The organism is Streptomyces sp. 3211.6 (assembly GCF_003634815.1).
GTDB lineage: Bacteria > Actinomycetota > Actinomycetes > Streptomycetales > Streptomycetaceae > Streptomyces > Streptomyces katrae_A.
Genome location: NZ_RBXC01000001.1, coordinates 1,542,551 through 1,565,470 on the forward strand (window position 1 = coordinate 1,542,551; position 22,920 = coordinate 1,565,470).

Consider the following 22,920-nt stretch of genomic DNA (forward strand, 5'->3'; position numbering starts at 1 on the left):
ACAGTTCCAAGGGGCAGGTTTCATGAGGCTCTTGACCGATTTCGCGCGTGTTCGATACGTATTTGCCTCCCCTGGGGAGGCAAATACGTCCGGTTATCGGTCAGTGCACACCGGCATTCAGGAACATTCCCCCGTCGACGACCAGGGTTTGTCCAGTAATCCATTCCGCTTGTGCAGATGTAAGAAATGCGGCCGCTCCCCCGATGTCCTCCGGGACCCCGAGCCGGCCGAGCGGATAGGCCGCCGAGGCCTCCTGCTCGCGGCCCTCGTAGAGCGCCTGGGCGAACCTCGTCTTGACCACGGCCGGCGCGATCGCGTTGACCCGGACCCGGGGCGCCATCTCGTGCGCGAGCTGGAGGGTGAGGTTGATCATCGCGGCCTTGCTCATCCCGTACGCCCCGATGAAGGGCGAGGCGGAGAGCCCGGCGATCGAGGCGATGTTCACGATGGCCCCGCCGTTGTCCTTCTGCCAGGCGTGCCAGGTCCGCTGGGCGAAGCCGAGGGCCGAGATCACGTTGGTCTCGAAGACCTTGCGCGCCACCTGGAGGTCCAGGTCGGCGATGGGTCCGAAGACCGGATTGGTGCCCGCGTTGTTGACCAGGAAGTCGACGCGGCCGAAGGCCTCCATCGCCCGCTCCACGGCGACGGCCTGGTGGGCCTCGTCGTGCGCCTTCCCGGCCACCCCGATCACCCGGTCCGAGCCGAGCCGCTCGACGGCCTCCTTGAGCGCGTCCTCGTTGCGCCCGGTGATCAGGACCCGGTCGCCCCGGGCGACCAGCGCCTCGGCGATCCCGTAGCCGATGCCCCGGCTCGCCCCGGTGACCAGTGCGGCCTTGCCGCTGTCCGTGCCGTTGTACGTCATGCCGTACGCCCTCCCTCTCCGGGGTGTGGTCAGTTGAGCGGGCCGCCGGCCACGTAGAGCACCTGGCCGGAGACGAAGCCCGCGTCCTCGCCGGTGAAGAAGGCGATGGCGTTGGCCACGTCCGCGGGGACGCCCACGCGCTGCACGGGGATCTGCGAGGCGGCGGCGAGCTGGAACTCCTCGAAGCCCATGCCGACGCGGGCCGCGGTCTGCGCGGTCATCTCGGTCGCGATGAAGCCGGGGGCGACGGCGTTGGCGGTCACGCCGAACTTGCCGAGCTCGATGGCCAGGGTCTTGGTGAAGCCCTGCAGCCCGGCCTTGGCGGCGGCGTAGTTGGCCTGGCCGCGGTTGCCGAGCGCGGAGCTGCTGGAGAGGTTCACCACGCGGCCGAACTTGGCCTCGACCATGTGCTTCTGACAGGCGCGCGCCATCAGGAACGCACCCCGCAGGTGCACGTTCATGACGGTGTCCCAGTCGGTGTCGCTCATCTTGAAGAGCAGGTTGTCGCGGAGCACGCCCGCGTTGTTCACGAGGATGACCGGGGCGCCCAGCGTGCTCGCGACCCGCTCGACGGCCGCCTCCACCTGGGCGGCGTCCGAGACGTCGCAGCCGACCGCCAGGGCCTTGCCGCCGGCCGCCGTGATGGCCTCGACGGTGTCCTTGCAGGCCGCCTCGTCCAGGTCGATCACGGCGACCGCCCGGCCCTCGGCGGCCAGGCGCAGGGCGGTGGCCGCGCCGATGCCCCGGGCCGCCCCGGTGACGATCGCGACGCGCTGCTCGGTGGTGGACATGCTGGTTCTCCTCGCCCTTGAGAGACGGCCGCCCGAGGTGAGCAACCGCTTAGTAGCTTCAGCTGAGGAGACGCTAGGAGTCGCGGCACCGCGTGTCAACGGGGTCCCGGCCCGGCGGCGTTCGCGCCGCGGGCCGGCCGGTCCGCCGTCCGGGGCCCGGGCGCCCCGGACGGCGGACCCCGGGCGCGCGGATCAGCGGACCAGCAGGTCCAGCAGGCGCTCCACCTCCGCGGCGGGATCGGCCGTCAGGCCGGTGTGCACCGGTCCGGGCTGGACCACGGTGCTGCGGGGGGCGATCAGCCAGCGGAACCGCCGCCCCGGGTCGTCCCCCGCCGCCTGGCCCGCCCGCTCGCCGCCCTCGCACAGCCCCTCGACCCCGCGCAGCGCCGCCCGGACCCCGGCCACGTCGGCCTCCGGGTCCAGGGCGAGGAGCTTGGCCTCGTCCAGGTGGGTGCGCGCGGCGACGAAGGAGTGCGCCCGGCAGTAGACGATGACCCCGGCGTTGAAGCACTCGCCGCGCTCCATCCGGGGCACCACGCGCACCAGCGCGTATTCGAACACGTCCCGCTTGGTCACTCGTCGCCGCTCTTCTGCTTGTTCTTGCTCTTGTCCGACTGGGGAGGGAGGCGCTCGGCGAGCCAGCCCGGAGGGCCGGACCGCGGACGGACCTCGGCCTCCATGGTGATCCTCTCGTGGATCGTGGCCGCGCGCGGCAGCAGCGCCTCCACGTAGGCGCGCCGTACCGCGTCGGTGGAGTCGAAGCCGGGCTCGTCGACGAGCCACTCGTCGGGGACGTCCGCGGCGACCTCGGTGAGCAGCTCTTCGGTGACGAGGGGGGCCAGCTCGGCGGCGGCGGCCGCGATGTCCGGGCCGACGGGGGCCAGGACGTGGTCGGAGGCGTTGTAGGGCTTGGCGGCGGCGGCATGGGCGGTGGGCCAGTTGTGGTGCCAGATCATCGTGGCGCCGTGGTCGATGAGCCAGAGGTCCCCGTGCCAGACCAGCATGTTCGGATTGCGCCAGGACCGGTCGACGTTGTTGATCAGGGCGTCGAACCAGACCACGCGCCCCGCCTCGACCGGGTCCGCCGAGTAGGCGAGCGGGTCGAAGCCGATCGAGCCGGGCAGGTAGTCCATGCCGAGGTTGAGCCCGCCGCTGGCCTTGAGCAGTTCCTGGACCTCCTGGTCGGGCTCGGCGAGCCCGATGACGGGGTCGAGCTGCATCTGCACCAGCCGGGGGACCCGCAGCCCCAGGCGCTGGGCGAGCCGCCCGCAGACGACCTCGGCGACCAGGGTCTTGCGGCCCTGGCCGGCTCCGGTGAACTTCATGACGTAGGTACCGAGGTCGTCGGCCTCGACGATTCCCGGGAGCGAGCCGCCCTCACGCAGGGGCGTGACGTAGCGGGTCGCGATCACTTCGGACAACATCCGCCCAGGTTACGGGGGTCAGCGGCGCGGAGCCCACTGCGAAAGCAGTTCCTCGGCCGTGGTGACCGACGCCACCAGGACGAGCGAGTTGCGGATCACCTCGGCGGTGCAGGAGGCGGGCACCCCGGCGATGGCGTCGGCCGGGACCACGACCTCGTAGCCGAGGTTCACGGCGTCGAAGACGGTGTTCGGGATGGCGATGTTGGAGGAGACCCCGGTGACGACGAGGGTCCGGATCCCGAGGTTGCGCAGCAGGGCGTCCAGGTCGGTTCCGGCCATCGGGGAGAGTCCGTGCAGCCGGCGGACCACGAGGTCCCGCGCCTCCACCGTGACCGGGGCGGCCACCTCCACGGCCCGGCTGCCGGTCAGCTGGCGCACGGGCAGCTTCCCGGCCGCCCGGAACAGCCGCGCGTTGGCATTGGCCGCGAGCCCGTCGGGGCGCCGCTCGGCGACCGCGTGGACCACCTGCACCCCGGCCGCGCGCGCGGCGGCCACCAGCGCCGCCACCCGGTCGAGCATTCCGGAGCCCCGGGCCTCCTTGGCCAGCTCGGGCAGGGCGCTCTCCTCGCCGACGACACCGTTCTGGCATTCGACGGTGAGCAGCGCGGTGGTGGCGGGATCGAACTCCGGCATGGCTCCCCCTGGTGCGTAGACGGAAGAGGACGCATGATTCCTGACACCTAGTCAGATGTGAAGGGGTGCGGGTCGGATGGACGCGACGAGGACGGGCGGGCAGGGGGCGCAGCGGCGGGGCCGCCGCGTCATGATGACCGGCGAGGAGGTGGACGCGTTCCTGCGCGAGCAGCGCACCTGCCGGGTGGCCACGGTCTCCCCGGACGGGCGGCCGCACGTGGGGGCCCTGTGGTTCGCCTGGGACGGCACCTCGCTGTGGCTGTACTCGATCACCCGCAGCCGCCGCTGGTCCGACCTGCGCAGGGACCCGCGGATCTCGGTGGTGGTGGACGCGGGCGAGTCGTACGGGGAGCTGCGCGGGGTCGAGCTGTCCGGGACGGCGGTCTTCGTCGGCGAGGCGCCGCGCACGGGGGAGCCGTGCCCCGAGCTGGAGGAGGCGGAACGGCTCTTCCCCCGGAAGAACTTCGGCCTGGAACAGATGCCGCACGACGGCAGGCACGCCTGGATCCGCCTGACCCCGGAAGCGATCGTCTCCTGGGACTTCGGCAAGCTCTAGGCCCTGTCAGCCGGGGAGGCGGCCGCGACCGCGGCGGCCGCCTCCCGCAGGGCCTCGACGGCCGCACGGATGGAGGGCCGCCGGTCGGCGTCGGCGCGCCAGACGGCGTACACGTGACGCCGTACGGTGTCACACACCGGCAGCAGGCGCACCCCCGGCGGCACCGGCCCCCGGCCCAGCCGGGGCGTCACGCAGACGCCCAGCCCGGCCTCGACGAAGGCGAGCTGGGTGTGGTGCTCCTCGGCGATGTGCGCGACGCGCGGTTCGATGCCCGTGCCGCGCAGGGTGAAGACCAGCCACTCGTGGCAGAACTGCCCCTCGTTCCAGGAGATCCAGTCGTCCCCGGCGAACTCGGCGAGGGAGATCTGCGTCCGGCCGACGAGCGGGTGGTTCTCCGGTACGGCGATGTCGGCGCCGTCGTCCAGGAGGTGGGTCCGGGTCAGCTCGGCCGGGACCGGCATCCGCTTGTTGTGCCAGTCGATGGCCAGGGCCATGTCGAGGTCGCCCCGGACCACGGCGGCCATGCTCTCCTCGGGCTCCTTCTCCCGCACCAGCACCCGCAGCTCGGGGTGGTCGGCGCGCAGGGAGGTCAGGGTCCGGGGCAGCAGTCCGCGCATGGCCGTGGGGAAGGCCCCGATCCGCAGCTCCCCCACCGCGCGGCCGCGCTGGGCCTCGACGTCGGCCTGGGCCAGCTCCACCTGGGAGATGATCCGGGCGGCGTGGCCGGCGAGGATCCGCCCGGCGTCGGTGAGGCGGACCCCCCGGCCGTTCTTGGCCAGCAGGGGCTGGCCGACCTCGCGCTCCAGCTTGGCCATCTGCTGGGAGACCGCCGACGTGGTCACATGGAGGCCGCAGGCCGCCCCGCTGACCGAGCCGTGGCGGGCGAGGGCGTCGAGGGTGCGCAGGCGTTCCAGGTTCAACATGTAAGCGATGCTACGCCGTCGTTCGCAGGAAATCTCGCTTGTCCTACGAGGTCGTGCCCAGGAGAGTGAGCTCCATGAGCGCACCCGCCACCCCTCGCCGAACCTCCGCCCCCGCCCCCGCCTCCTCCGCCCCCTCCGTCTCCTGCGCCCCGCCGCGCGGGTCCGCCCGTACCGGCGGCCTCGACTGGCGCGTCCGGTTCGCCTTCCTCTCGGTGGTGTGGGGCTTCAGCTTCCTGTTCATCAAGGTGGGCACGGGCGCGTTCGCACCCTTCCAGGTCGCCCTCGGCCGGGTGTTCTTCGGGGCGCTCGCCCTGCTGGCGGTGCTGCTCGTGCGCCGCGAGCCGCTTCCCCGGGGCCGGCGCACCTGGGGGCACCTGACGGTGGCCGCGCTGCTGCTCAACACGGCCCCCTTCGCGCTCTTCGCCTACGCCGAGCAGACCATCACCTCGACCCTGGCCGGGATCTGCAACGCGACCTCCCCGCTGTGGGGTATGGCGCTCTCCCTGGTCGCGCTCTCCGAGGACCGCCCCACGCGCCGCCGGTTCGCGGGACTGGGCGTCGGCTTCCTCGGGGTGCTGACCGTCCTCGGCGCCTGGCAGGGCTTCACGGGCGTCGACGCCACGGGCACGGCCCTGGCCCTGCTGGCCTCGCTCTGCTACCCGATCGGCTGGATCTACGTCCGCCGCACCCTGGCCGGCAGCTCCGGCTCGCCGGTCGCGATGACCGGGGCGCAGCTGATGATCTCGACGCTCCAGCTGGCCGCCGTCAGCGCCCTGTTCACCCCGGCCCCCACGTCCTTCCCGCTGTGGCCCACCCTCGCGGTGATCACCCTGGGGGCCCTGGGCACGGGGACGGCCCTGCAGATGCAGTACGGCCTGGTGTCGGAGATCGGGCCGACCACCGCGCAGATGGTCACGTATTTCATCCCGGTGATCGCCACGACGGCGGGCGTCCTGGTCCTCGGCGAGCAGCTGCACTGGAACACCCCGGTCGGCGCCCTGATCGTCCTCGCGGGCGCGGCCCTGACCCAAGCCCGGCCGCAGGCCCGCACGAGGGCCTGACCCTTCCGGCGGCACCGCCGGACCCCCGCCGCACCGCGCGGTGGGGGTCTTGGCGTGCGTGCGCTCAGTCGAAGCGCGCGCCGGCCGCCGGGCGCACCGCCGCGGCCACGGCGTCGGCGAGGGGTTCCACGTCCCGCCGGTGCAGGGTGGAGACCGTGATCCGCACCCCGGGCCCCGCCTCCACGCGGTAGACGGCCCCGGGCCGTACCGCCCAGCCCGCCGTCAGCAGCCGCGTGACCACCGCCGTCTCGTCGGCCACCGGTACCCATACGTTCATCCCGCTGCGCCCGTGCGCCGCCACTCCCCGCTCGGCCAGCGCCTCGACGAGTCCGTCGCGCCGCAGCCCGTACGAGCGGGCCACCGCCGCCCGGTCCACCGCGCCGTCGGTCCACAGCTCCGCCACCGTGCTCTGGAGCAGACGGCTGACCCACCCCGGGCCCAGCCGCTGCCGGCCCCGCACCCGGTCCATCGTCACGGCGTCGCCCGTGAGCACGGCGAGCCGCAGGTCCGGGCCGTACGCCTTGGCGGTGGAGCGGATCAGCGCCCAGTGCCGGGTGGCCCCGCCCAGCGGGCAGAGCGGCAGGTCCACGATGCCGTGCCCGTGGTCGTCCTCGATGAGCAGCACCTCGGGACGGCCGGCCAGCAGCTCCCGCAGCAGCGCCGCCCGCTCCGGGCCGACCGCGGCCCCGGTCGGGTTCTGGGCGCGGGCCGTCACCACCAGGGCCCTGGCCCCGGCCTCCAGCGCCCGGGCCACCGCCTCCGGCCGCGGTCCCTGGTCGTCGACGGCCACCGGCAGCACCCGAAGGCCCAGCGCCGGGGCCAGGTCCAGCACGCTGCCCCACCCGGGGTCCTCGACCGCCACCGCGTCCCCCGGCCGCAGGTGCGCGGCCAGGACCCGTTCGATCCCGTCGAGCGCCCCCGAGGTCACCGCCAGGGGCCCGGCCGGGACCCCGTCGGCCTCGAACCCGGCGCGGGCGAGGCGGGCGAGGCCGGGGAGGAGCGGGTCGTCCCCGTAGAGGGTGGGGGCCTGCGCGTACCGGCGGGCCGCGGCGGCCAGCGGCCCGTCCAGGGAGGGCAGCAGCGAGACGTCCGGGTTGCCGTGGGTGAGGTCCCGTACGCCTTCGGGCACCTCGGGGAGGAGCGCGTCGCGGGGTGCGCTGGCAGGCCGTCCGCGCACCCGGCTGCCGCGCCGCCCGTCGGTCTCGATGATCCCGCGCTCGCGCAGCGACCGGTATGCGGCCGCCACGGTGTTGGGGTTCACCCCCAGCTCACCGGCCAGTTCCCGCATCGGCGGCAGCAGCGCTCCGGGCGCGAGGGCGCCCGATCCGACGCCCGCCTCGATGCTGGCCGCGATTTCCGATGCGCGGCGCCCACTGATCGTATATTCTCCTAGCACAAAGCCAATTATGCACTAGTACAACGGAGTCCGCACCATGAGCGTCACCCCCGTCGACTACGCGCCGACCGAGCGCACCGTCCCGAGCCGCTCCCGCGAGCGGGCCCGCTACGACCGCGAGACGGTGCACTCGATACTCGACCAGACCTACCTCTGCCACCTGGGCTTCGTCCGCGACGGCGCGCCGGTGGTCCTGCCGACGCTGTTCGGCCGGGTGGGCGAGACCCTCTACGTGCACGGCTCCACCGGCTCCCGCCCGCTCCTGGCCGCCGGGAAGGCGGACCCGGGCCTGCCGGTCTGCCTGACCGTGACGCACGTGGACGGCCTGGTGCTGGCCAAGTCGGCCTTCCACCACTCGATCAACTACCGCTCGGTGGTCGTCCACGGCACGGCGTACCAGGTCACCGACGAGGCGGAGTGCCGCATGGCCCTGGACGCCCTGGTCGACCACGTCGTGCCCGGCCGCTCCGCCGACTCCCGGCCGGCCAACGCCAGGGAGCTCGCGGCGACGGCGGTGATCCGCCTGGACCTGAACGAGGTCTCCGCGAAGCTCCGTACGGGCGGCCCCAACGACGACGCCGAGGACCTGGACCTGCCCCACTGGTCGGGCGTGGTCCCCGTGGCGCCGGCGTACGGCACGCCCGTCCCGGCCGCCGGCCTGGCCCCCGGCATCGCCGTCCCGGACTACGTCAGCGCGCTCTGAGCCTCACGGGCGCGCCGGTCCGCGGGCCGGTCCACCCCGCCCGCGGGGCGGCGCGCCTCCGCCACGATCAGCGCGCCGACCGCCGACAGCAGCAGTACGGTGCCCAGCACCACGGCGCCGGTCAGCCGCTCCCCCAGCACCACGACGGCGATGACGGCCGCGCTCACCGGCTCGATCAGCATGATCACCGACACCGTCGCGGCCCGTACCACCGCGGCCCCGGTGAAGTACAGGGCGTACGCCAGGGCCGTGGGCACCACGGCCACGTACACCAGCAGCCCGGCCACCCGCACCGGCTCGGCGGTGTGCGGCAGCAGCCCCTCCACCGCGGCGAGCGGCAGCAGGCACACCGTGCCCACCCCCACCGACCAGGCGGTCGTCACCAGCGGGTCCCCGCCCGCCCCGCGCCGCCCGAGCCACCGCGCCCGCAGCGTCATCCCCGCGTACCCGGCAGCGGACAGCAGGGCCCAGCCGACCCCCAGCGGCCTCACCTCGCCGCCCCCGGAACCCAGCACCAGGACCGCGAGCCCGCCCAGGGCACCGCCGACGGCGGCCGCTCCGCCCCAGCCGAGCCGCTCGCCCATCCAGTACCGCGCGCCCAGCGCGATCAGCACGGGCCCCGCGCCCAGCGTGACCACGGTGCCGACGGCCAGGCCGGTCTCGCGCACCGCCCCGAAGTAGGCGGCCTGGAAGAGGGTGAACATCAGACCGGTCCCGATCAGCGAGAGGACCGGGGTCCGCCGCCCGCGCGACACTCGCGCGGGACGGCGTACGGCCAGCACCCCGAGCAGCACCACCAGCCCGCCGGCGCTGCGCCAGAAGGACAGGGCGAGCGGACCGAGGTCACTGGCCAGGAAGAGGAGGGAGGCCGCCGCCCCGGCGGTGCCCCAGGCGACTCCGGCGACGACGAGGTAGAGCAGGCTGCGCCCGGTGGCGGGCGAGTGGTTCGACACGTGATTCTCCGCGCTTGCGTGAAGGATGAGGACTGCGGGTCATCGCTTCGCGGGCAGCACGAACCTGCCCGGGAACTTCCCCTGGCAGGTCTCTCGTTCGGCGGCGGCCGCCCGCGCTAGGCGGCCGGCGGCGAAAGCACGGTGTCGTACATGCCGAGCACCCTACGCCCTGCCCGCCGTCCGGACCAGGGCGTTCCGGAGCGAACCGGGCCCCACCGGCCCTACGCGCTCGCCCTCTCGGGCTCGGCGTCCGGCTCGGCCGCGGCCCCGGCCCCCGCCCCCGCCCCGGCCTCCGGCAGAACGGATTCCCCCGCCACCACCGGGGCCGGCCGCGAGGACTGCGCGATGAAGGCACCGCCCAGCACCAGCGCCCCGCCGGCCATCTGCCAGGTCGAAAGGTGCTCGTGCAGCAGCACCCAGGCCAGCACGGTGGCGACGACGGCCTCGAGATTGGCCACCACGCCCGCGACCTGCGGCGAGAGCATGCGCACCGAGACCACACCGGTCAGGTACGCGGCCACGGTGGCGACCAGCACCACCCAGCCGAGCAGCACCAGTGCCGGCACCCGCAGGTCCCCGAGCGCCGCGTACCCGCCCAGCACCTGCCAGTCCATCTGCCAGGGGCGGGCCAGCACGGTCATCACCAGGGCGCCGACGATCATGCCGTACGCGATCACGCCCATCGGGTCGGGCACGTCCTCGCCGTCGGTGCCCTGGTCGGCGAAGACGAAGTAGAAGGCCTGGCAGCAGGCGGCGGCGAGGCCGAGGAGCACCCCGAGCGGGTCCAGGCTCAGCCCGGCCCAGATCTCGACCACGCAGGCCAGCCCCGCCACGGCCACCGCCGCGCCGGCCGCGGCCGCCCGGGTCACCGGCTTGCGCTGCACGAAGCGGATCCAGCCGAGCAGCAGCGCCGGACCGAGGTATTCCAGGAGCAGGGCCACGCCGACCGGGATCCGCGACAGGGAGGCGAAGTAGAAGGCCTGCACACCGGCGACGGCCACCAGCCCGAAGCCGGCCAGCAGCAGGGGCCGCCGCCGTACCAGGGCGCGGTGCCGCCAGGCCAGGGGGGAGAGCACCAGCGCCGCCCCCGCCACCCGCAGCCACACCATGTGGAGCGGGTCCAGACCCGCCTCGATCAGCGGCTTCGCCGCGACGCCGGAACCACCGAACGCACACGCCGAGACGAGGGCGAGGCCCAGTCCGGCGTTCTTCCCTGACGCTTGCATCGGGCCATCATGACAGGGCGCGTCAGGAGCGTCACCAGGATGACACCTGTTGAGACGCACCCGATACCGAAGGGTCCGGCACCCCCGGTTTCTGACAGTCCATCAGTATTGAATGTTCCGGCCCCCGGGGCTACGTTCCGCCGCACGTACCCGACGAGAAGGGGTGGACGCATGGCTGAAGTCACCGCGGAATCACGCATCGAGGCGCCCGCCGCGAAGCTCTGGGCCCAGCTGACCAACTGGGGCGCGTACGGGCAGTGGAGCATGACCCACACCGACTTCCCCAAGGGCGGCCCCGAGACCCTCGCGGTCGGCGCCACCTTCACCGAGAACATGAAGATGATGGGCTTCCCCGCCGAGGTCCTCTGGACGGTCTCGGAGCTGGAGGACCAGCGCCTGTTCGCCATCACGGGCAAGGGGCCGATGGGGGTCGCCGTCCTGACCCGGTACACCCTGACCCCCGACGGCACGGCCACGAAGGTCCGCATCGACGGCGAGTTCACCGGCGCCGCCGTGTCCCTCATGGCGGGCAAGCTGAAGGACTCGGCCACGGCCGCGCTGAACGAGTCGCTGCGCCGGCTCGCCACCCTGGTCGTCTGACCCCGCGCACACGGCGGCGCGTCCCGCGAGAGGGCTCTCGCGGGGCGCGCCGTCGCCGTCGGCCGGGTCAGTGCTCGTCGGCCAGGATCAGGTACAGCTTCTTGCGGGCGTCGTTGACGACCGCGAGGGCCTTCTCGCGCTGCTCGGGCGTGCCGGTCTTGAAGACCTGCCCGAAGGCTTCCATCAGACCGACGCCGGCGGCACGGATCTCGTGCATCGCCTCGAAGTCGAAGCCGCGCCCGGCGTCCGCCCAGGGGGCGTCCGGGCCCGACTCGGCCTCGCCGCGGCCGGCGTCGGTGAGCGTGAACAGCTTCTTGCCGCCCTCGCTCGCGCTGCTGATCAGCCCCTCGTCCTCGAGCAGCTGCAGGGTCGGGTAGACCGAGCCCGGGCTGGGCTTCCACGCCCCGCCGCTGCGCTCGCCGATCTCCTGGATCATCTCGTAGCCGTGCATGGGCCGGTCGGCGAGCAGCGCCAGGATGGAGGCGCGCACGTCACCGCGCCGCGCCCGCCCGCGCGGTCCGCCCCGCCCGCCCCTTCCCCCGAAGGGCCCGCCACCGAAGCCGGGCCCGAACGGCCCGAAGGCGGCGCGCAGCCCCCTGAACTCCTCCCGACGGTCCGGCCCGCAGTGGCCGTGACCCCGTCCGTGCTCATGCCCGTGGTCGTGCTGTCCGCGTGAACGCATCACTGCGCTCCTTTCGTCTCACTGGGTTTTCCCTGACGTCTTCCACTATCGCTGACCCATCGCGATGCGTCAACGATATATCGGAAACTATCGCAACCGAACCCGGAGCGAGGCGGGTACCTTGTCCTCGGCAGCCGAGTCGGGGTGGCGATGACGCCCTTGCGATCACGTCCGTACGGACTTCGAGCTCGTCCCGCCCAGAGGCGTCGGTCTTCTGCGGATCGGCATGCCCCGCCACGAGGCGGACACGGCCCTCCTGTCGCTGCGCGATCCCACAGCGATTTCCGACTCGGACCGGCCGGGGCAACACGTCTTCCGCCCGAGCGGCCTGATGATCGGCATCAGCTGCGTCCGCGACCAGTTGGAGGCAGTCGAGCTGGGGCGTCCGTCGAGCGCGGTAGATACGGTGCGGTTCGCCGACGTCGACGTGTTCGGCCTGCCTGCAATAGAGGTCGTTCGCCGCATGCGTGAGCGGACCACGATCCTCGCGGATCCAGAAGACCCTGCGTCGTTCGTGGCGCCTGACCTGCTGCTGAGCTTCTGGCGTCCCTTCGCGGCGGACGATGACCCGAAAGAGGAGCAGGGCCACTACTTCAGCTCGGTCCTCCTGGCCCGTCCGGGTTGTCACGACAGTCCCGGACTGTGACAGACGTCGACAGGCTCCGCAGGTGACGGCCGGACTTCGCCGACAACAGCGGCGAGCGGCAGTGCACCCGGTTACACGTCGCCGAGGAACCCAGGATCGGACGGCCCCATCTGCCGGGCGAAGTCCGCAGCCACTCCGATGACCTCGCGCATCGGCACAGGCCGCCGACTCGTCGCCGCGAGATCGGCTTGGGCCTGCGCGGACCACAAGAACGGATACACAGAGATGCCCTGCGGGAAGGCCAGGGCCGCGGCTTCCTCACGCCAGCCGGGCCATCGCAGCCCGTCATAGAACGTCTCCAACCGGCCCGAGAGCAGCCAGGAGACCCACCCGGAGTGGCCCATTTCCATCGCTTCCCACTCAAGAGTGTCGGGAGCGAAGTACGTCATCTGACCAGGGGCCCCAGGCCGGCCCGCAGCCGCAGGATCGCCACCGTTCAGCGCGAAGACCCCGCCGACGACGTCGTGGCCGACGATCAGGCCTGCCGCGGGGTGCCAGACCGGATCGAAGTCTGCGGGGAAACGGTTGACCTGCGCCAGACTCGGGAGCCCCCCACCCGTGACCGAACCCCCGCCGAACACACGCACCCATCCGCTGTCCACGAGCAGACCGCCGGTGTTCAACGCCAGAGCACCCAGCATCGATCGCGCCGTGACCTGCATCTGCAGAAGGCATCGACGACCCTCGTCAACGTCGGCAGGGAGCACCTGAACGGGCACGGCGCCCGCCGAAAGCATCTCCCGAAGCTCCGGCCACGCCGGATCATCCACATGGACCAACTCGTCGATCTCGCGCATCCGGGGATCGTCGCACCCTCCCCCATCGCCTCATCAAGCGGGCTGGACCACCCACCTGCACCCTTTGGGGTGGAATGACGGGGGAACTCCTAGTCGGCGCTCGTCCGTGCGTGCTGTTCTTGCCCCGCGACTCCACGGGAAGACGACGAAAGGGGACATCCGTGCGCCACCAGGGACGGATCAGGAAGTGGCTCGCCGCCGCGGCCGGCGCCGCCGCGCTGCTGTCCGTACTGCACGGCCCGGCGGCCGCCGCCACCGCCGACGGGACACGGACTCTGGCGGGAAACACGCTCAACCTGCACCAATGCGTCTACGCCCCCACCCCGGGGGCCGACTACACGACGATGCTCGTGCCCAGCCGCGACGGACGGTTCGCCACGGGTACCAACACCTCGGCCGCACCGGACCGGAGCCTGTCCTGCGGCAACGGCGACGGGAACTACGCCCCGGTCCTCCCCTGGGCCGCCCTCGAGTCGCTCGACCTGGGCGCCGGCCGCTACCTCAACCTGCACCAGTGCGTCTACTACTCCGACCTCCAGCACGACCACCTCACCGTGATCGTCCCGGGCCGCGGCAGCGGATGGAGCGCCGGGACCAACGTCTCCGACACCCCCGACACCCAGGTCTCCTGCGGTCCCGGCCGCGGGCTCTACTCCCTCGTGCCCCTGCTGTCCTCGGTCAAGGCCCTGGACCTGACCGCGGGGCGCTACCTCAGCCTCCAGCAGTGCCAGTACTACTCCAGCCACCTCACCGACCACTTCAGCACCTTCCTGCCCAGCGGTGACGGCCGCTTCACCACCGGCACGAAGATCTCGAACACGGCCGACACCACCACCGCCTGCGGCTCGGGGGACGGGAACTACACCCCCATCCCCCTCCTGTCCGGCGCCCGGGCCCTCTCCCGGACCTGACCCCGCCGCCACGCCCGCGCCAAGTCCAGTCATCCCGGATTGGCCTTGGCGCGGGTCGGGAGCGGCACCCTACGGTCGGTCCATGCGCCTGCGAATCATCGACGCCTTCACCGACCGCCCCTTCCACGGCAACCCCGCCGGAGTCCTCCTCCTCGACGGCCCCTTCCCCCCGGACGCCTGGCTCCAGCAGGTCGCCGCGGAGGTCAACCTCTCCGAGACCGCCTTCGCCCACCCGCTGCCGCCCGGCGGGGACGCCGACTGGGCGCTGCGCTGGTTCACCCCGGTCGCCGAGGTCGACATGTGCGGCCACGCCACCCTCGCCACCGCCCACGCCCTGGCCACGAGCGGCCTGGCCAAGGGACTGATCCGGTTCACCGCCCGCTGCGGCGTCCTCACGGCCGAGGTCGCCGAGGACGGCACCATCACCATGGACTTCCCGACCTCCTCCCTCACCCCGGTCGGACCCGAGCCGGAGATCGCCCGGGCGCTCGGCGCCGCGATCAGCTCGGTCCACGACACCTCCGCGCACATCGGCGACCTGCTGGTCGAGCTGGCCGACGAGCGGACCGTACGGGAGCTCGCCCCCGACTTCGCGGCCCTGCGCGGCCACTCCCGCCGCGGGGTGATCGTCACCGCCCCCGCCGAGGACCCCGCCCTCGGCTACGACTTCGTCAGCCGCGGGTTCTTCCCCGCCCTCGGCATCGACGAGGACCCGGTCACGGGCAGCGCGCACACGGCCCTGGCCCCGTTCTGGGCGGCCCGCACGGGCCGCACCGAGATGACCGGCCTGCAGGGCGGGGCGCGCCGGGGCCTGGTCCGGGTCCGGCTCGAAGGCGAGCGCACCCTGCTGACCGGCCACGCGGTCACCGTCATCGACGGCGAGCTGCACGCCTCCCCGTGAGCGCCCCCTAAGGGGTGGGCAGCCAGCCGACCTTGCCGGCGAGCAGCGCGTACCCGCCGAAGGCCACGATGTCGAGCAGCGCGTGCGCGGCGACCAGCGGCCCCACCCGGCCCCAGCGCCGGTAGGCGAGGACGAAGACCACGCCCATCACGACGTTGCCGAGGAACCCGCCGATGCCCTGGTAGAGGTGGTACGAGCCGCGCAGCAGGGAGCTGGCCAGCAGCGCGGCCGTCGGCGACCATCCCAGCTGGCCGAGCCGGCGCAGCAGGTAGGCCAGCACGATGACCTCCTCCGCCACGGAGTTCTGCACCGCGGACAGGACCAGCACCGGGAACTTCCACCACACGTCGGGCAGCGCCTCGGGCACCACCGTCAGGTTGAACCCGGTGGCGCGGGCCGCCAGGTAGAAGGCGAGCCCGGCGCTCCCGATCCCGGCGGCCACCAGCGCGCCCCGGGCCAGGTCCGGGCCGGGGCGGGTGCGGTCGAAGCCCAGCACCCGCAGCCCGGGAGCGCCCTCGCGGGTCAGCAGGTGCGCGACGAGCAGCACCGGCACCAGGGCGGTGGCGATCCCGAACAGCTGCCAGGCCAGGTCGAGCCAGGGCCGCCCGGGGGCGTAGGAGCCGTTGAGGGTGGCGGCCTGGTCCTTGAGGCCGCCGGGCTTGGTGAGCGAGCCGATGAAGCTGATCAGCGCCGAGACGCCGCTCGCCCCCAGCGAGAGCGCGAGCACGAGCAGCGTCTCGGTGCGCAGGACACCGCGCCGCCCGTCCTCGCGCAGCTCCACGACCACCGGCTCCGGCTCCGCCCGCACGCCCCGACTCCCGTCCTGCCCCGTCCGTCACGCTCCGACCACCCCATACTGCCCCCTCCGGGGCCGGAGGGGATCACCGGGACATGGCCGGAGCGGATCCGGGAGCGGGGCGGAGGTCAGCGGCGGGCGGCCGCGGGCGCGTCCACCTCCTGGTCCTCCAGCCCCACCGGCCAGGTGTGCACGGGGTCGCCGCGGTGCATCAGCTGGCTGTAGCGGCGGGTGGTGGCCGCCAGGGCCGCGTCACGGTCCAGTCCGCCCGCGAGCGCGCGGTGGTAGGTGTCCACCTGCCAGGTCGCCCCGTTCACCCGGCGCCGGCACCGCTCCTCGATGATCCCCAGGTACAGGTCCCGGTCGGCGGGCTCGATGCCCCAGGCGTCCAGCCCGGCCGCCGCCATCGGCAGCAGCTCGTCCAGCACCAGCCGCACCGCAGGCACGCTCGCCAGTCCGCCCGAGCGCCCCCTGCGGGGCCAGCGGATCCGCGCGTCGATCCCGTACCGGCAGGCGGCGTCGAAGTTGGCCTCCGCCTCCGCGAAGGACAGCCGGGTCCACACCGGACGCTGCTCGTCCGCAAGGCTGCGCACCAGCCCGTAGTAGAAGGCCGCGTTGGCCACGACGTCGGCGACGGTGGGCCCGGCCGGCAGCACCCGGTTCTCCACCCGCAGGTGCGGCGTCCCGTCCGCGACCCCGTAGACGGGCCGGTTCCACCGGTAGACCGTGCCGTTGTGCAGCACCAGCTCCTGGAGGCTGGGCACCCCGCCCTCGGCGAGCACCCGCAGCGGCTCCTCCTCGTCGCAGATGGGCAGCAGGGCGGGGAAGAAGCGGACGTTCTCGGCGAAGAGCTCGTACGCCGAGTCCACCCACTTCTCCCCGAACCAGGTGCGCGGCCGCACCCCCTGGGCCTGGAGCTCGGGCGGCCGGGTGTCGGTGGCCTGCGTGAAGAGCGGCGGCCGCGACTCGCGCCACAGCTCGCGCCCGAACAGGAAGGGGGAGTTGGCCCCCACCGCTATCTGGACGGCGGTCACGGCCTGGGCGGCGTTCCACACGTCCGAGAACCGTGCCGGGGTGACCTGGAGGTGCAGCTGCACGGAGGTGCAGGCGGCCTCCGGGACGATCGACCCGGTGCTCCAGGTCAGCCGCTCGACCCCCTCGATGTCCAGCCGGAAGTCCTCGCCGCGCATCATCAGGATCTGCTCGTTGAGCAGCGAGTAGCGGTCCACGGCGGACAGGTTGGCCAGGGCCAGGTCGGCGCGGGTGATCGTCGGCAGGATGCCGATCATCACCACCCCGGCGTCGATCTCGGCGGCCTGCCGGTGGGCGTAGTGCAGTCCCGCGCTGAGCTCTTCCGCGAGGCGGTCGAATACCCGGCCGTCGAGCCGGTGCGGAAGTACGTTCACCTCCAGGTTGAACATTCCGAGTTCGGTCTGGAAATCCGGGCTCGCTATCCGCTCCAGTACCTGCGCATTCACCATGCGCGGCAAACCGTCGGCACCCGCGAGATTCAGCTCGATCTCCAGTCCCATCATGTTCTTGGGGCGGTCGAACCTCTTCTCCGCCAGAAGCCGCTCCAGCCCCTCCAGGCACTCGTGAAGCTTCCTCCGATACCGATGCCGATCGGACAGGTCGAATCCGCCTGCCACGACCTTCTCCCCCATCGAAGCGTCCCTCCTCGAGCGGGCCTGGCCCGGGACACACCCGGGCGCGCGTTACGGTCGATGATGCCCAGGGCCCGTGATCGATAACGCCGCGGGGGGTGGCTTGGCGGGGAGCGCGCGCCGGTGTGGCCGGATGGGCGCTCCGGCACATTCACCTGGCAACCCGTGGTGCGCAAATTCCGCATGGGTTTTGCCCGTTCGGGATAACCGGCACTTTCCAGCCGAGCCCCCTTCCGGTAACCTCCGAGGTCAGCGCGGGTCCTTCACGCGCGAGCGGCATGAATACCATGACAGCGGGTCCGGTAAGCGCCTTGTCGGCAATAGGCGGGACAGCTAGCCGAAACACTGTGTGAACACATGTCGTATAAACTCCGCAAACGAGGCAGAGAGTTGGCGCGCGGCCATTGCCCCAATGCCCACCTCTGACCCCAGAATGCGACAGCGCCGTCCGCACCTTCCCCTGCACCACAGGTCTCCCAAGTGAGAGGCGACCCACCATGCCGCTGCATGTCCCCCCGGCCCCCGCGCCCGCCCTGCGTAGCGTCCTCGCGGCACTCGGTTCTCCCACCGCCGTCCACGAGGCACACACCCCCGCCCTGCGCGCGGTCCAGGGCCCGCTGACCGCCGAGCTCCCCCTGCCGGTGCACGTGCTCGACCGCCTGGGCGTGTCCGGCCGCGCGGCCGGCGGCAGGCCGCCGCGTACCCGCCTCACCGGATGGCGGTTCCTGATCCGCAGCGGCGACCGCTTCGTGGCGGCGGCCGACACGCGGCTCACCCCTGACGGCTGGGCCTTCTCGCACTTCTTCGAGGGCCCCTACGTCGCCGCCACCGAGCGCGCCCTGCGCCAGGCGGAGCAGCTCGTCAAGGGCTACCAGCCCCGCCTGCTGTCCGTACCGGAGCTGTACATGCTGACCCTGTGGCTGCACGGGGCGGTCGGCGCCGACGCCGCGGCCGGCCTGCCCGCCGCCGCCGACCTGCTGGTGCCGCTGGCCCCGGCCCCGCCGGGGATCGCCCCCTACCGGCCGCATCCCGTCTCGGAGCTGCTGCCCGTCCTGACCCACCGGCTGACTCCGGCGGCCCCGCCCCTGCCGCCCACCCTGGCGGCCCCGGCGGCCTGAACCCTGCGCTCCGCCCACGGCGCGGCCCGCGATCCGGGCCGCGACCGCGGCATGCCCCGGTCCGGCCGGCAGGCCCCCCGAGCGCCGCCTGACCCGCCTTGCCCATTCGGCCTAGTCCTCCGGGACCAGCTGCGAACCATCCGAAAGGACGGGGCAGTTGGCTTGAACCGCCCGCACGAGTGATGCGTCCTCAATCCATGAGGACTGCTGCCGTGAAATCCCTGCGAAGCAGCCGTCATAGGGGAAGACTGAGGACCATCCTCCCCGCAGGTGCGGGGACGACCCAGGGGGACGGCCATGAATCACGCATCGAGCCGTAGCGAACAGACCCGCGAACAGACCACACCGCAGCGAAAGAACGCATCCATGTGCCAGCACCAGCCTGCCTGCCCGTCATCAGAGTCCGCCGACCGGGAGGCCGCGCGCCCGGTGGCCAACCATCCGGAACAGGGCTGGAGCCTGCTGTGCAACGGCGTCCTGCTCTTCGAGGACACCGGTGAGCTGCTGCCGGACGGCAAGATCATCGCTCCGCACCGCCCGCTCGCGGCGGCCTGAGCACGCACCGGGCACGGACGTACGAAGGGGCCGGCCCCGGAGCGGAAAGCTCCGGGGCCGGCCCCTTCGGTGTGGGATCAGTTGTCGTACTCGTCCAGCGGCGGGCAGGAGCACACCAGGTTGCGGTCGCCGAAGGCGCCGTCGATCCGGCGCACCGGCGGCCAGTACTTCCCGTCGGCGGAGACGCCACCGGGGAAGACGGCCTCGTCACGGGTGTACGGGTGGTTCCACTCGCCACCCAGGGACGCCGCCGTGTGCGGGGCGTTGGCCAGCGGGTTGTCGTCCGCCGGCCACTCGCCGCCCGCGACCCGCTCGATCTCGGCGCGGATGGCGATCATCGCGTCGCAGAAGCGGTCGATCTCGGCGAGGTCCTCGGACTCCGTCGGCTCGATCATGAGCGTGCCGGCCACCGGGAAGGACATGGTCGGGGCGTGGAAGCCGTAGTCGATCAGGCGCTTGGCGATGTCGTCGACGCTGACGCCGGTCTCCTTCGACAGCGGGCGCAGGTCGATGATGCACTCGTGCGCGACCAGGTCGCCCGGGCCGGTGTAGAGCACCGGGTAGTGCGGCTCCAGGCGCTTGGCGATGTAATTGGCGCCGAGCACCGCGACCTGCGTGGCGCGCTTGAGGCCCTCGCCGCCCATCAGGCGCACGTACGACCAGGAGATCGGCAGGATGCCCGCCGAGCCCCACGGCGCGGCCGAGATCGGGCCGACGCCCGTCTCGGGTCCGGCGGTCGGCTGGAGCGGGTGGTTCGGCAGGTACGGGGCCAGGTGCGCCCGGACACCGACCGGGCCGACGCCCGGGCCGCCGCCGCCGTGCGGGATGCAGAAGGTCTTGTGCAGGTTCAGGTGCGAGACGTCGCCGCCGAAGTGACCCGGCTTGGCCAGGCCCACCAGGGCGTTCAGGTTGGCGCCGTCCACGTAGACCTGGCCGCCCGCCTCGTGCACCTGGGCACAGATGTCGGCGACGTGCTCCTCGAACACACCGTGCGTCGACGGGTAGGTGATCATGAGCACGGCCAGCTCGTCGCGGTACTGCTCGATCTTGGCGCGCAGGTCCTCGGTGTCGACCTCGCCGTCGTCGGCGGTCTTGACGACGACGACCTTCATGCCGGCCATCACGGCGCTCGCGGCGTTGGTGCCGTGCGCGGAGGACGGGATGAGACAGACGGTGCGCTGCTCGTCGCCGTTCGCACGGTGGTAGGCGCGCACGGCCAGCAGGCCGGCGAGCTCGCCCTGGGAGCCGGCGTTCGGCTGGATGGAGACCTTGTCGTAGCCGGTGACCTCGCAGAGACGTTCCTCCAGCTCGCTGATGAGCGTGAGGTAACCGCCCGCCTGCTCGACCGGGGCGAAGGGGTGCAGCTGGCCGAACTCGGGCCAGGTGACCGGCTCCATCTCGGTGGTCGCGTTGAGCTTCATGGTGCAGGAGCCCAGCGGGATCATGCCGCGGTCCAGCGCGTAGTCCTTGTCCGAGAGCTTGCGCAGGTAGCGCAGCATCGCGGTCTCGGAACGGTGCTGGTGGAAGACCGGGTGCGTCAGGTACGCGTCCGAGCGCAGCAGGCCCTCGGGCAACGCGTCCGCGGTGGTCGCGTCCAGGGCCTCGATGTCGGCGGAGACGCCGAAGGCGGCCCAGACGGCCTCGATGTCGGCGCGCAGGGTGGTCTCGTCGCAGGAGATCGAGACGTGGTCGGCGTCGGCCCGGTACAGGTTGACCCCGCCCTCACGGGCGGCGGCGACGACCTCGGCGGCCTTGCCGGGCACCCGGGCGGTGACGGTGTCGAAGAAGGAGCCGTGCACCAGCTCGACCCCGCCGGCCTTCAGGCCCGCGGCGAGGATCGCGGCGTAGCGGTGGGTCCGGCGGGCGATGGTCTTCAGGCCGTCGGGGCCGTGGTAGACGGCGTACATGCCGGCCATGACGGCGAGGAGCACCTGGGCGGTGCAGATGTTGCTGGTGGCCTTCTCGCGGCGGATGTGCTGCTCGCGGGTCTGCAGGGCCAGGCGGTAGGCCTTGTTGCCGTCCGCGTCCACGGAGACGCCGACGAGGCGGCCGGGCAGGGAGCGGGCGTGCTTGGCCTGGACGGCCATGTAGCCGGCGTGCGGGCCGCCGAAGCCCATCGGGACGCCGAAGCGCTGGGTGGTGCCGACCGCGATGTCCGCGCCGAGGGCGCCCGGGGAGGTCAGCAGGGTCAGCGCGAGCAGGTCGGCGGAGACGGTGACGACGGCACCGAGCTCGTGGGCCTGGTCGATGACGGCCTTGATGTCGCGCACGGCGCCGGAGGCGCCCGGGTACTGCACGAGCACGCCGTAGACGCCGCGCTCGGCGATCTCGGCGGGGATGCCCGCGGAGAGGTCCGCGACGACGACCTCGATGCCGATCGGCTCGGCGCGGGTCTCGATCACGGCGATGGTCTGCGGCAGCGCGTCGGCGTCCACGAGGAAGACGTTGCCCTTGACCTTGCCCACGCGGCGGGCCAGCGTCATGGCCTCGGCGGCGGCGGTTCCCTCGTCGAGCAGGGAGGCGCCGGAGGTCGGCAGGCCGGTCAGCTCGGCGACGACGGTCTGGAAGTTCAGCAGCGCCTCGAGGCGGCCCTGCGAGATCTCCGGCTGGTACGGGGTGTAGGCCGTGTACCAGGCCGGGTTCTCCATGACGTTGCGCAGGATCACCGGCGGCGTGAACGTCCCGTAGTAGCCGAGACCGATCATCGAGGACAGGACCTGGTTGCGGTCGGCGAGCGAGCGGAGCTCGGCCAGCACCTCGGCCTCGGTCCGCGCCTCGGGCAGGTTCAGCGCTTCGGCGGTCTTGATCACATCCGGTACCGCGGCGGCGGTGAGCTCGTCGAGGGAGCCGTAGCCCACCTGGGCGAGCATCTTCGCCTGCGCCTCGGCATCCGGGCCGATGTGACGCTGCTCGAAGGGGATGCCCCGCTCGAGCTGGGAGAGCGGAATGCGGTTGGCGGTCATTACGGAGGCCTCCTGGTCGTATGACCTGCGAGGGGCACCACGGCGCGGGCACCCGGACGGCCTCCCCCTCTGTCATCTCAACCTGAGAGCTTCACCGGAGTCTCGGGGGTCGCCCGTCGTCCGGCTTTCACCGTCGGTGAGGAGTGGGACCGGCACTGCGCGCCCGGCACCCGCTCCTGCTTTCCAGAGTGGCCTCGTCGCGTGCGGTACGTATGCCTGAGAGATTCCGGGGAGGATTTGCTCCTTCGGCGCCTCCGTCGAGCTCACTCGGAGGACTCTCCCGCACAGGGTCAACAGCCGTCACCCAGCCTACCAGCGAGGATCTGGACCCTCCCTCGAGTGGCCCCCTATCCCGATATGCACTTTTGTAGTCATTACGGATGACTGCGACCACGTGGAGGGACCGTGCAGACCGACATCGATCCGCGCAGCCTGATCGGCCGCAAGGCGTTCGACCGGAACGGGGCCAAGATCGGCACCGTGGACGAGGTCTACCTCGACGACGCCACCGGCGTACCGGAGTGGGCCGCGGTCCGCACCGGTCTGTTCGGCCGGGACGCCTTCGTCCCGCTGGAGCCGAGCGAGGTCGACGGCGATGTCCTGCGCGTCCCGTTCGAACGCTCCCTGATCAAAGACGCCCCCGACTTCGGTGTGGGCCGCCACCTCTCCCCCGAGCAGGAGCTCCAGCTCTACCACCACTACGGCCTGGACGTCTCCCTGCCCGGCGACTTCCACCTTCCCCCGCCGGAGAACCACTAG

General features: G+C 72.5%; 24 protein-coding genes and 1 riboswitch. Of the genes, 10 read left to right on the top strand and 14 right to left on the bottom strand.

The window, feature by feature from the left end; translation table 11 throughout:
• Window positions 1-100: 100 nt before the first annotated feature.
• The 5 genes from BX286_RS07200 to BX286_RS07220 form a co-directional block, all read right to left on the bottom strand.
• Window positions 101-862: an SDR family oxidoreductase gene (locus BX286_RS07200; protein ID WP_079424776.1), complete on the bottom strand. Its 762-nt coding sequence runs from the start codon at window positions 860-862 to the stop codon at window positions 101-103.
• Between the two features lie 29 nt (window positions 863-891).
• Window positions 892-1,653, bottom strand: coding sequence for a 3-oxoacyl-ACP reductase FabG (gene fabG, locus BX286_RS07205; RefSeq protein WP_079424777.1), 762 nt, complete (start codon window positions 1,651-1,653; stop codon window positions 892-894).
• Between the two features lie 192 nt (window positions 1,654-1,845).
• Window positions 1,846-2,229 carry a DUF3037 domain-containing protein gene (locus BX286_RS07210; RefSeq protein WP_079424778.1) on the bottom strand — a complete coding sequence of 128 codons (384 nt, stop codon included), beginning with the start codon at window positions 2,227-2,229 and terminating at the stop codon, window positions 1,846-1,848.
• Window positions 2,226-3,077, bottom strand: a complete 852-nt coding sequence (locus BX286_RS07215; RefSeq protein WP_079424779.1) for a HipA family kinase — start codon at window positions 3,075-3,077, stop codon at window positions 2,226-2,228. Before BX286_RS07215 ends, BX286_RS07210 begins: the two co-directional genes overlap by 4 nt.
• A gap of 18 nt (window positions 3,078-3,095) precedes the next feature.
• Window positions 3,096-3,710, bottom strand: a complete 615-nt coding sequence (locus BX286_RS07220) for a cysteine hydrolase family protein (RefSeq protein WP_121014744.1) — start codon at window positions 3,708-3,710, stop codon at window positions 3,096-3,098.
• A 76-nt stretch (window positions 3,711-3,786) separates the two neighbouring features.
• Here BX286_RS07220 and BX286_RS07225 point away from each other — a divergent pair, with 76 nt between their 5' ends.
• Complete coding sequence (locus BX286_RS07225) at window positions 3,787-4,266, top strand: pyridoxamine 5'-phosphate oxidase family protein (RefSeq protein ID WP_079424782.1); 480 nt, start codon at window positions 3,787-3,789, stop codon at window positions 4,264-4,266.
• On the opposite strand, the gene BX286_RS07230 is transcribed toward BX286_RS07225, so the two are convergent.
• Complete coding sequence (locus BX286_RS07230) at window positions 4,263-5,189, bottom strand: LysR family transcriptional regulator (RefSeq protein WP_100865136.1); 927 nt, start codon at window positions 5,187-5,189, stop codon at window positions 4,263-4,265. The genes BX286_RS07225 and BX286_RS07230 overlap by 4 nt on opposite strands.
• A gap of 74 nt (window positions 5,190-5,263) precedes the next feature.
• Here BX286_RS07230 and BX286_RS07235 point away from each other — a divergent pair, with 74 nt between their 5' ends.
• Window positions 5,264-6,250: a DMT family transporter gene (locus BX286_RS07235; RefSeq protein ID WP_100865135.1), complete on the top strand. Its 987-nt coding sequence runs from the start codon at window positions 5,264-5,266 to the stop codon at window positions 6,248-6,250.
• A 64-nt stretch (window positions 6,251-6,314) separates the two neighbouring features.
• On the opposite strand, the gene BX286_RS07240 is transcribed toward BX286_RS07235, so the two are convergent.
• Window positions 6,315-7,646, bottom strand: coding sequence for an aminotransferase class I/II-fold pyridoxal phosphate-dependent enzyme (locus BX286_RS07240; RefSeq protein ID WP_121014745.1), 1,332 nt, complete (start codon window positions 7,644-7,646; stop codon window positions 6,315-6,317).
• Between the two features lie 37 nt (window positions 7,647-7,683).
• Between BX286_RS07240 and BX286_RS07245 the strand changes: the two genes are divergently transcribed.
• Window positions 7,684-8,349: a pyridoxamine 5'-phosphate oxidase family protein gene (locus tag BX286_RS07245; RefSeq protein WP_079424785.1), complete on the top strand. Its 666-nt coding sequence runs from the start codon at window positions 7,684-7,686 to the stop codon at window positions 8,347-8,349.
• On the opposite strand, the gene BX286_RS07250 is transcribed toward BX286_RS07245, so the two are convergent.
• Together BX286_RS07250 and BX286_RS07255 are read right to left on the bottom strand one after the other, a co-directional pair.
• Window positions 8,331-9,302 carry a DMT family transporter gene (locus BX286_RS07250; protein WP_079424786.1) on the bottom strand — a complete coding sequence of 324 codons (972 nt, stop codon included), beginning with the start codon at window positions 9,300-9,302 and terminating at the stop codon, window positions 8,331-8,333. The genes BX286_RS07245 and BX286_RS07250 overlap by 19 nt on opposite strands.
• 221 nt (window positions 9,303-9,523) lie before the next feature.
• Window positions 9,524-10,528 (bottom strand): DMT family transporter, encoded by a 1,005-nt coding sequence (locus tag BX286_RS07255; RefSeq protein WP_121014746.1) that lies wholly within the window; start codon window positions 10,526-10,528, stop codon window positions 9,524-9,526.
• Window positions 10,529-10,699: 171 nt separating this feature from the next.
• On the opposite strand from BX286_RS07255, the gene BX286_RS07260 reads away from it, so the two are divergent.
• Complete coding sequence (locus BX286_RS07260; protein ID WP_121014747.1) at window positions 10,700-11,128, top strand: SRPBCC family protein; 429 nt, start codon at window positions 10,700-10,702, stop codon at window positions 11,126-11,128.
• Between the two features lie 67 nt (window positions 11,129-11,195).
• Here the strand turns inward: BX286_RS07260 and BX286_RS07265 are convergent, their stop codons facing one another.
• Window positions 11,196-11,810: a PadR family transcriptional regulator gene (locus BX286_RS07265; protein WP_079424790.1), complete on the bottom strand. Its 615-nt coding sequence runs from the start codon at window positions 11,808-11,810 to the stop codon at window positions 11,196-11,198.
• A gap of 226 nt (window positions 11,811-12,036) precedes the next feature.
• On the opposite strand from BX286_RS07265, the gene BX286_RS07270 reads away from it, so the two are divergent.
• Window positions 12,037-12,456 carry a hypothetical protein gene (locus BX286_RS07270; protein ID WP_121014748.1) on the top strand — a complete coding sequence of 140 codons (420 nt, stop codon included), beginning with the start codon at window positions 12,037-12,039 and terminating at the stop codon, window positions 12,454-12,456.
• Between the two features lie 71 nt (window positions 12,457-12,527).
• Here the strand turns inward: BX286_RS07270 and BX286_RS07275 are convergent, their stop codons facing one another.
• Window positions 12,528-13,253, bottom strand: coding sequence for a DUF2625 domain-containing protein (locus BX286_RS07275; RefSeq protein ID WP_121014749.1), 726 nt, complete (start codon window positions 13,251-13,253; stop codon window positions 12,528-12,530).
• A gap of 161 nt (window positions 13,254-13,414) precedes the next feature.
• Here BX286_RS07275 and BX286_RS07280 point away from each other — a divergent pair, with 161 nt between their 5' ends.
• Window positions 13,415-14,164 (top strand): hypothetical protein, encoded by a 750-nt coding sequence (locus BX286_RS07280; protein WP_121014750.1) that lies wholly within the window; start codon window positions 13,415-13,417, stop codon window positions 14,162-14,164.
• Window positions 14,165-14,246: 82 nt separating this feature from the next.
• Window positions 14,247-15,065 (top strand): PhzF family phenazine biosynthesis protein, encoded by an 819-nt coding sequence (locus tag BX286_RS07285; protein WP_079424796.1) that lies wholly within the window; start codon window positions 14,247-14,249, stop codon window positions 15,063-15,065.
• 7 nt (window positions 15,066-15,072) lie between these two features.
• On the opposite strand, the gene BX286_RS07290 is transcribed toward BX286_RS07285, so the two are convergent.
• Both BX286_RS07290 and BX286_RS07295 read right to left on the bottom strand, forming a co-directional pair.
• Window positions 15,073-15,873: a CPBP family intramembrane glutamic endopeptidase gene (locus BX286_RS07290; protein ID WP_187344104.1), complete on the bottom strand. Its 801-nt coding sequence runs from the start codon at window positions 15,871-15,873 to the stop codon at window positions 15,073-15,075.
• A gap of 116 nt (window positions 15,874-15,989) precedes the next feature.
• A complete protein-coding gene (locus tag BX286_RS07295) occupies window positions 15,990-17,525 on the bottom strand; it encodes a glutamate-cysteine ligase family protein (protein WP_121014751.1) in 1,536 nt (511 codons plus the stop codon).
• Window positions 17,526-18,022: 497 nt separating this feature from the next.
• Between BX286_RS07295 and BX286_RS07300 the strand changes: the two genes are divergently transcribed.
• Both BX286_RS07300 and BX286_RS07305 read left to right on the top strand, forming a co-directional pair.
• Entirely contained in the window at window positions 18,023-18,643 is a 621-nt protein-coding gene (locus BX286_RS07300) for a hypothetical protein (RefSeq protein WP_079424801.1), read from the top strand.
• A 366-nt stretch (window positions 18,644-19,009) separates the two neighbouring features.
• Window positions 19,010-19,198 carry a DUF5999 family protein gene (locus BX286_RS07305; protein ID WP_042809437.1) on the top strand — a complete coding sequence of 63 codons (189 nt, stop codon included), beginning with the start codon at window positions 19,010-19,012 and terminating at the stop codon, window positions 19,196-19,198.
• A 77-nt stretch (window positions 19,199-19,275) separates the two neighbouring features.
• Here BX286_RS07305 and gcvP read toward each other — a convergent pair whose 3' ends face one another.
• Complete coding sequence (gene gcvP, locus BX286_RS07310) at window positions 19,276-22,161, bottom strand: aminomethyl-transferring glycine dehydrogenase (RefSeq protein ID WP_079424804.1); 2,886 nt, start codon at window positions 22,159-22,161, stop codon at window positions 19,276-19,278.
• Between the two features lie 194 nt (window positions 22,162-22,355).
• Window positions 22,356-22,454: riboswitch (glycine riboswitch) on the bottom strand.
• A gap of 112 nt (window positions 22,455-22,566) precedes the next feature.
• On the opposite strand from gcvP, the gene BX286_RS07315 reads away from it, so the two are divergent.
• A complete protein-coding gene (locus tag BX286_RS07315; protein WP_079424806.1) occupies window positions 22,567-22,920 on the top strand; it encodes a PRC-barrel domain-containing protein in 354 nt (117 codons plus the stop codon).

Excerpts from the sequence above, each read along its gene's own strand:
- BX286_RS07200 (WP_079424776.1), bottom strand. The coding sequence starts at position 862 with ATGACGTACAACGGCACGGACAGCGGCAAGGCCGCACTGGTCACCGGG.
- fabG (WP_079424777.1), bottom strand. The coding sequence starts at position 1,653 with ATGTCCACCACCGAGCAGCGCGTCGCGATCGTCACCGGGGCGGCCCGG.
- BX286_RS07270 (WP_121014748.1), top strand. The coding sequence starts at position 12,037 with ATGCCCCGCCACGAGGCGGACACGGCCCTCCTGTCGCTGCGCGATCCC.
- BX286_RS07255 (WP_121014746.1), bottom strand. The coding sequence starts at position 10,528 with ATGCAAGCGTCAGGGAAGAACGCCGGACTGGGCCTCGCCCTCGTCTCG.
- BX286_RS07265 (WP_079424790.1), bottom strand. The coding sequence starts at position 11,810 with ATGCGTTCACGCGGACAGCACGACCACGGGCATGAGCACGGACGGGGT.
- BX286_RS07295 (WP_121014751.1), bottom strand. The coding sequence starts at position 17,525 with ATGGGGGAGAAGGTCGTGGCAGGCGGATTCGACCTGTCCGATCGGCAT.
- BX286_RS07235 (WP_100865135.1), top strand. The coding sequence starts at position 5,264 with ATGAGCGCACCCGCCACCCCTCGCCGAACCTCCGCCCCCGCCCCCGCC.
- BX286_RS07260 (WP_121014747.1), top strand. The coding sequence starts at position 10,700 with ATGGCTGAAGTCACCGCGGAATCACGCATCGAGGCGCCCGCCGCGAAG.
- BX286_RS07285 (WP_079424796.1), top strand. The coding sequence starts at position 14,247 with ATGCGCCTGCGAATCATCGACGCCTTCACCGACCGCCCCTTCCACGGC.
- BX286_RS07225 (WP_079424782.1), top strand. The coding sequence starts at position 3,787 with ATGGACGCGACGAGGACGGGCGGGCAGGGGGCGCAGCGGCGGGGCCGC.
- BX286_RS07300 (WP_079424801.1), top strand. The coding sequence starts at position 18,023 with ATGCCGCTGCATGTCCCCCCGGCCCCCGCGCCCGCCCTGCGTAGCGTC.
- BX286_RS07245 (WP_079424785.1), top strand. The coding sequence starts at position 7,684 with ATGAGCGTCACCCCCGTCGACTACGCGCCGACCGAGCGCACCGTCCCG.
- BX286_RS07230 (WP_100865136.1), bottom strand. The coding sequence starts at position 5,189 with ATGTTGAACCTGGAACGCCTGCGCACCCTCGACGCCCTCGCCCGCCAC.
- BX286_RS07305 (WP_042809437.1), top strand. The coding sequence starts at position 19,010 with ATGTGCCAGCACCAGCCTGCCTGCCCGTCATCAGAGTCCGCCGACCGG.
- BX286_RS07275 (WP_121014749.1), bottom strand. The coding sequence starts at position 13,253 with ATGCGCGAGATCGACGAGTTGGTCCATGTGGATGATCCGGCGTGGCCG.
- BX286_RS07220 (WP_121014744.1), bottom strand. The coding sequence starts at position 3,710 with ATGCCGGAGTTCGATCCCGCCACCACCGCGCTGCTCACCGTCGAATGC.
- BX286_RS07215 (WP_079424779.1), bottom strand. The coding sequence starts at position 3,077 with ATGTTGTCCGAAGTGATCGCGACCCGCTACGTCACGCCCCTGCGTGAG.
- gcvP (WP_079424804.1), bottom strand. The coding sequence starts at position 22,161 with ATGACCGCCAACCGCATTCCGCTCTCCCAGCTCGAGCGGGGCATCCCC.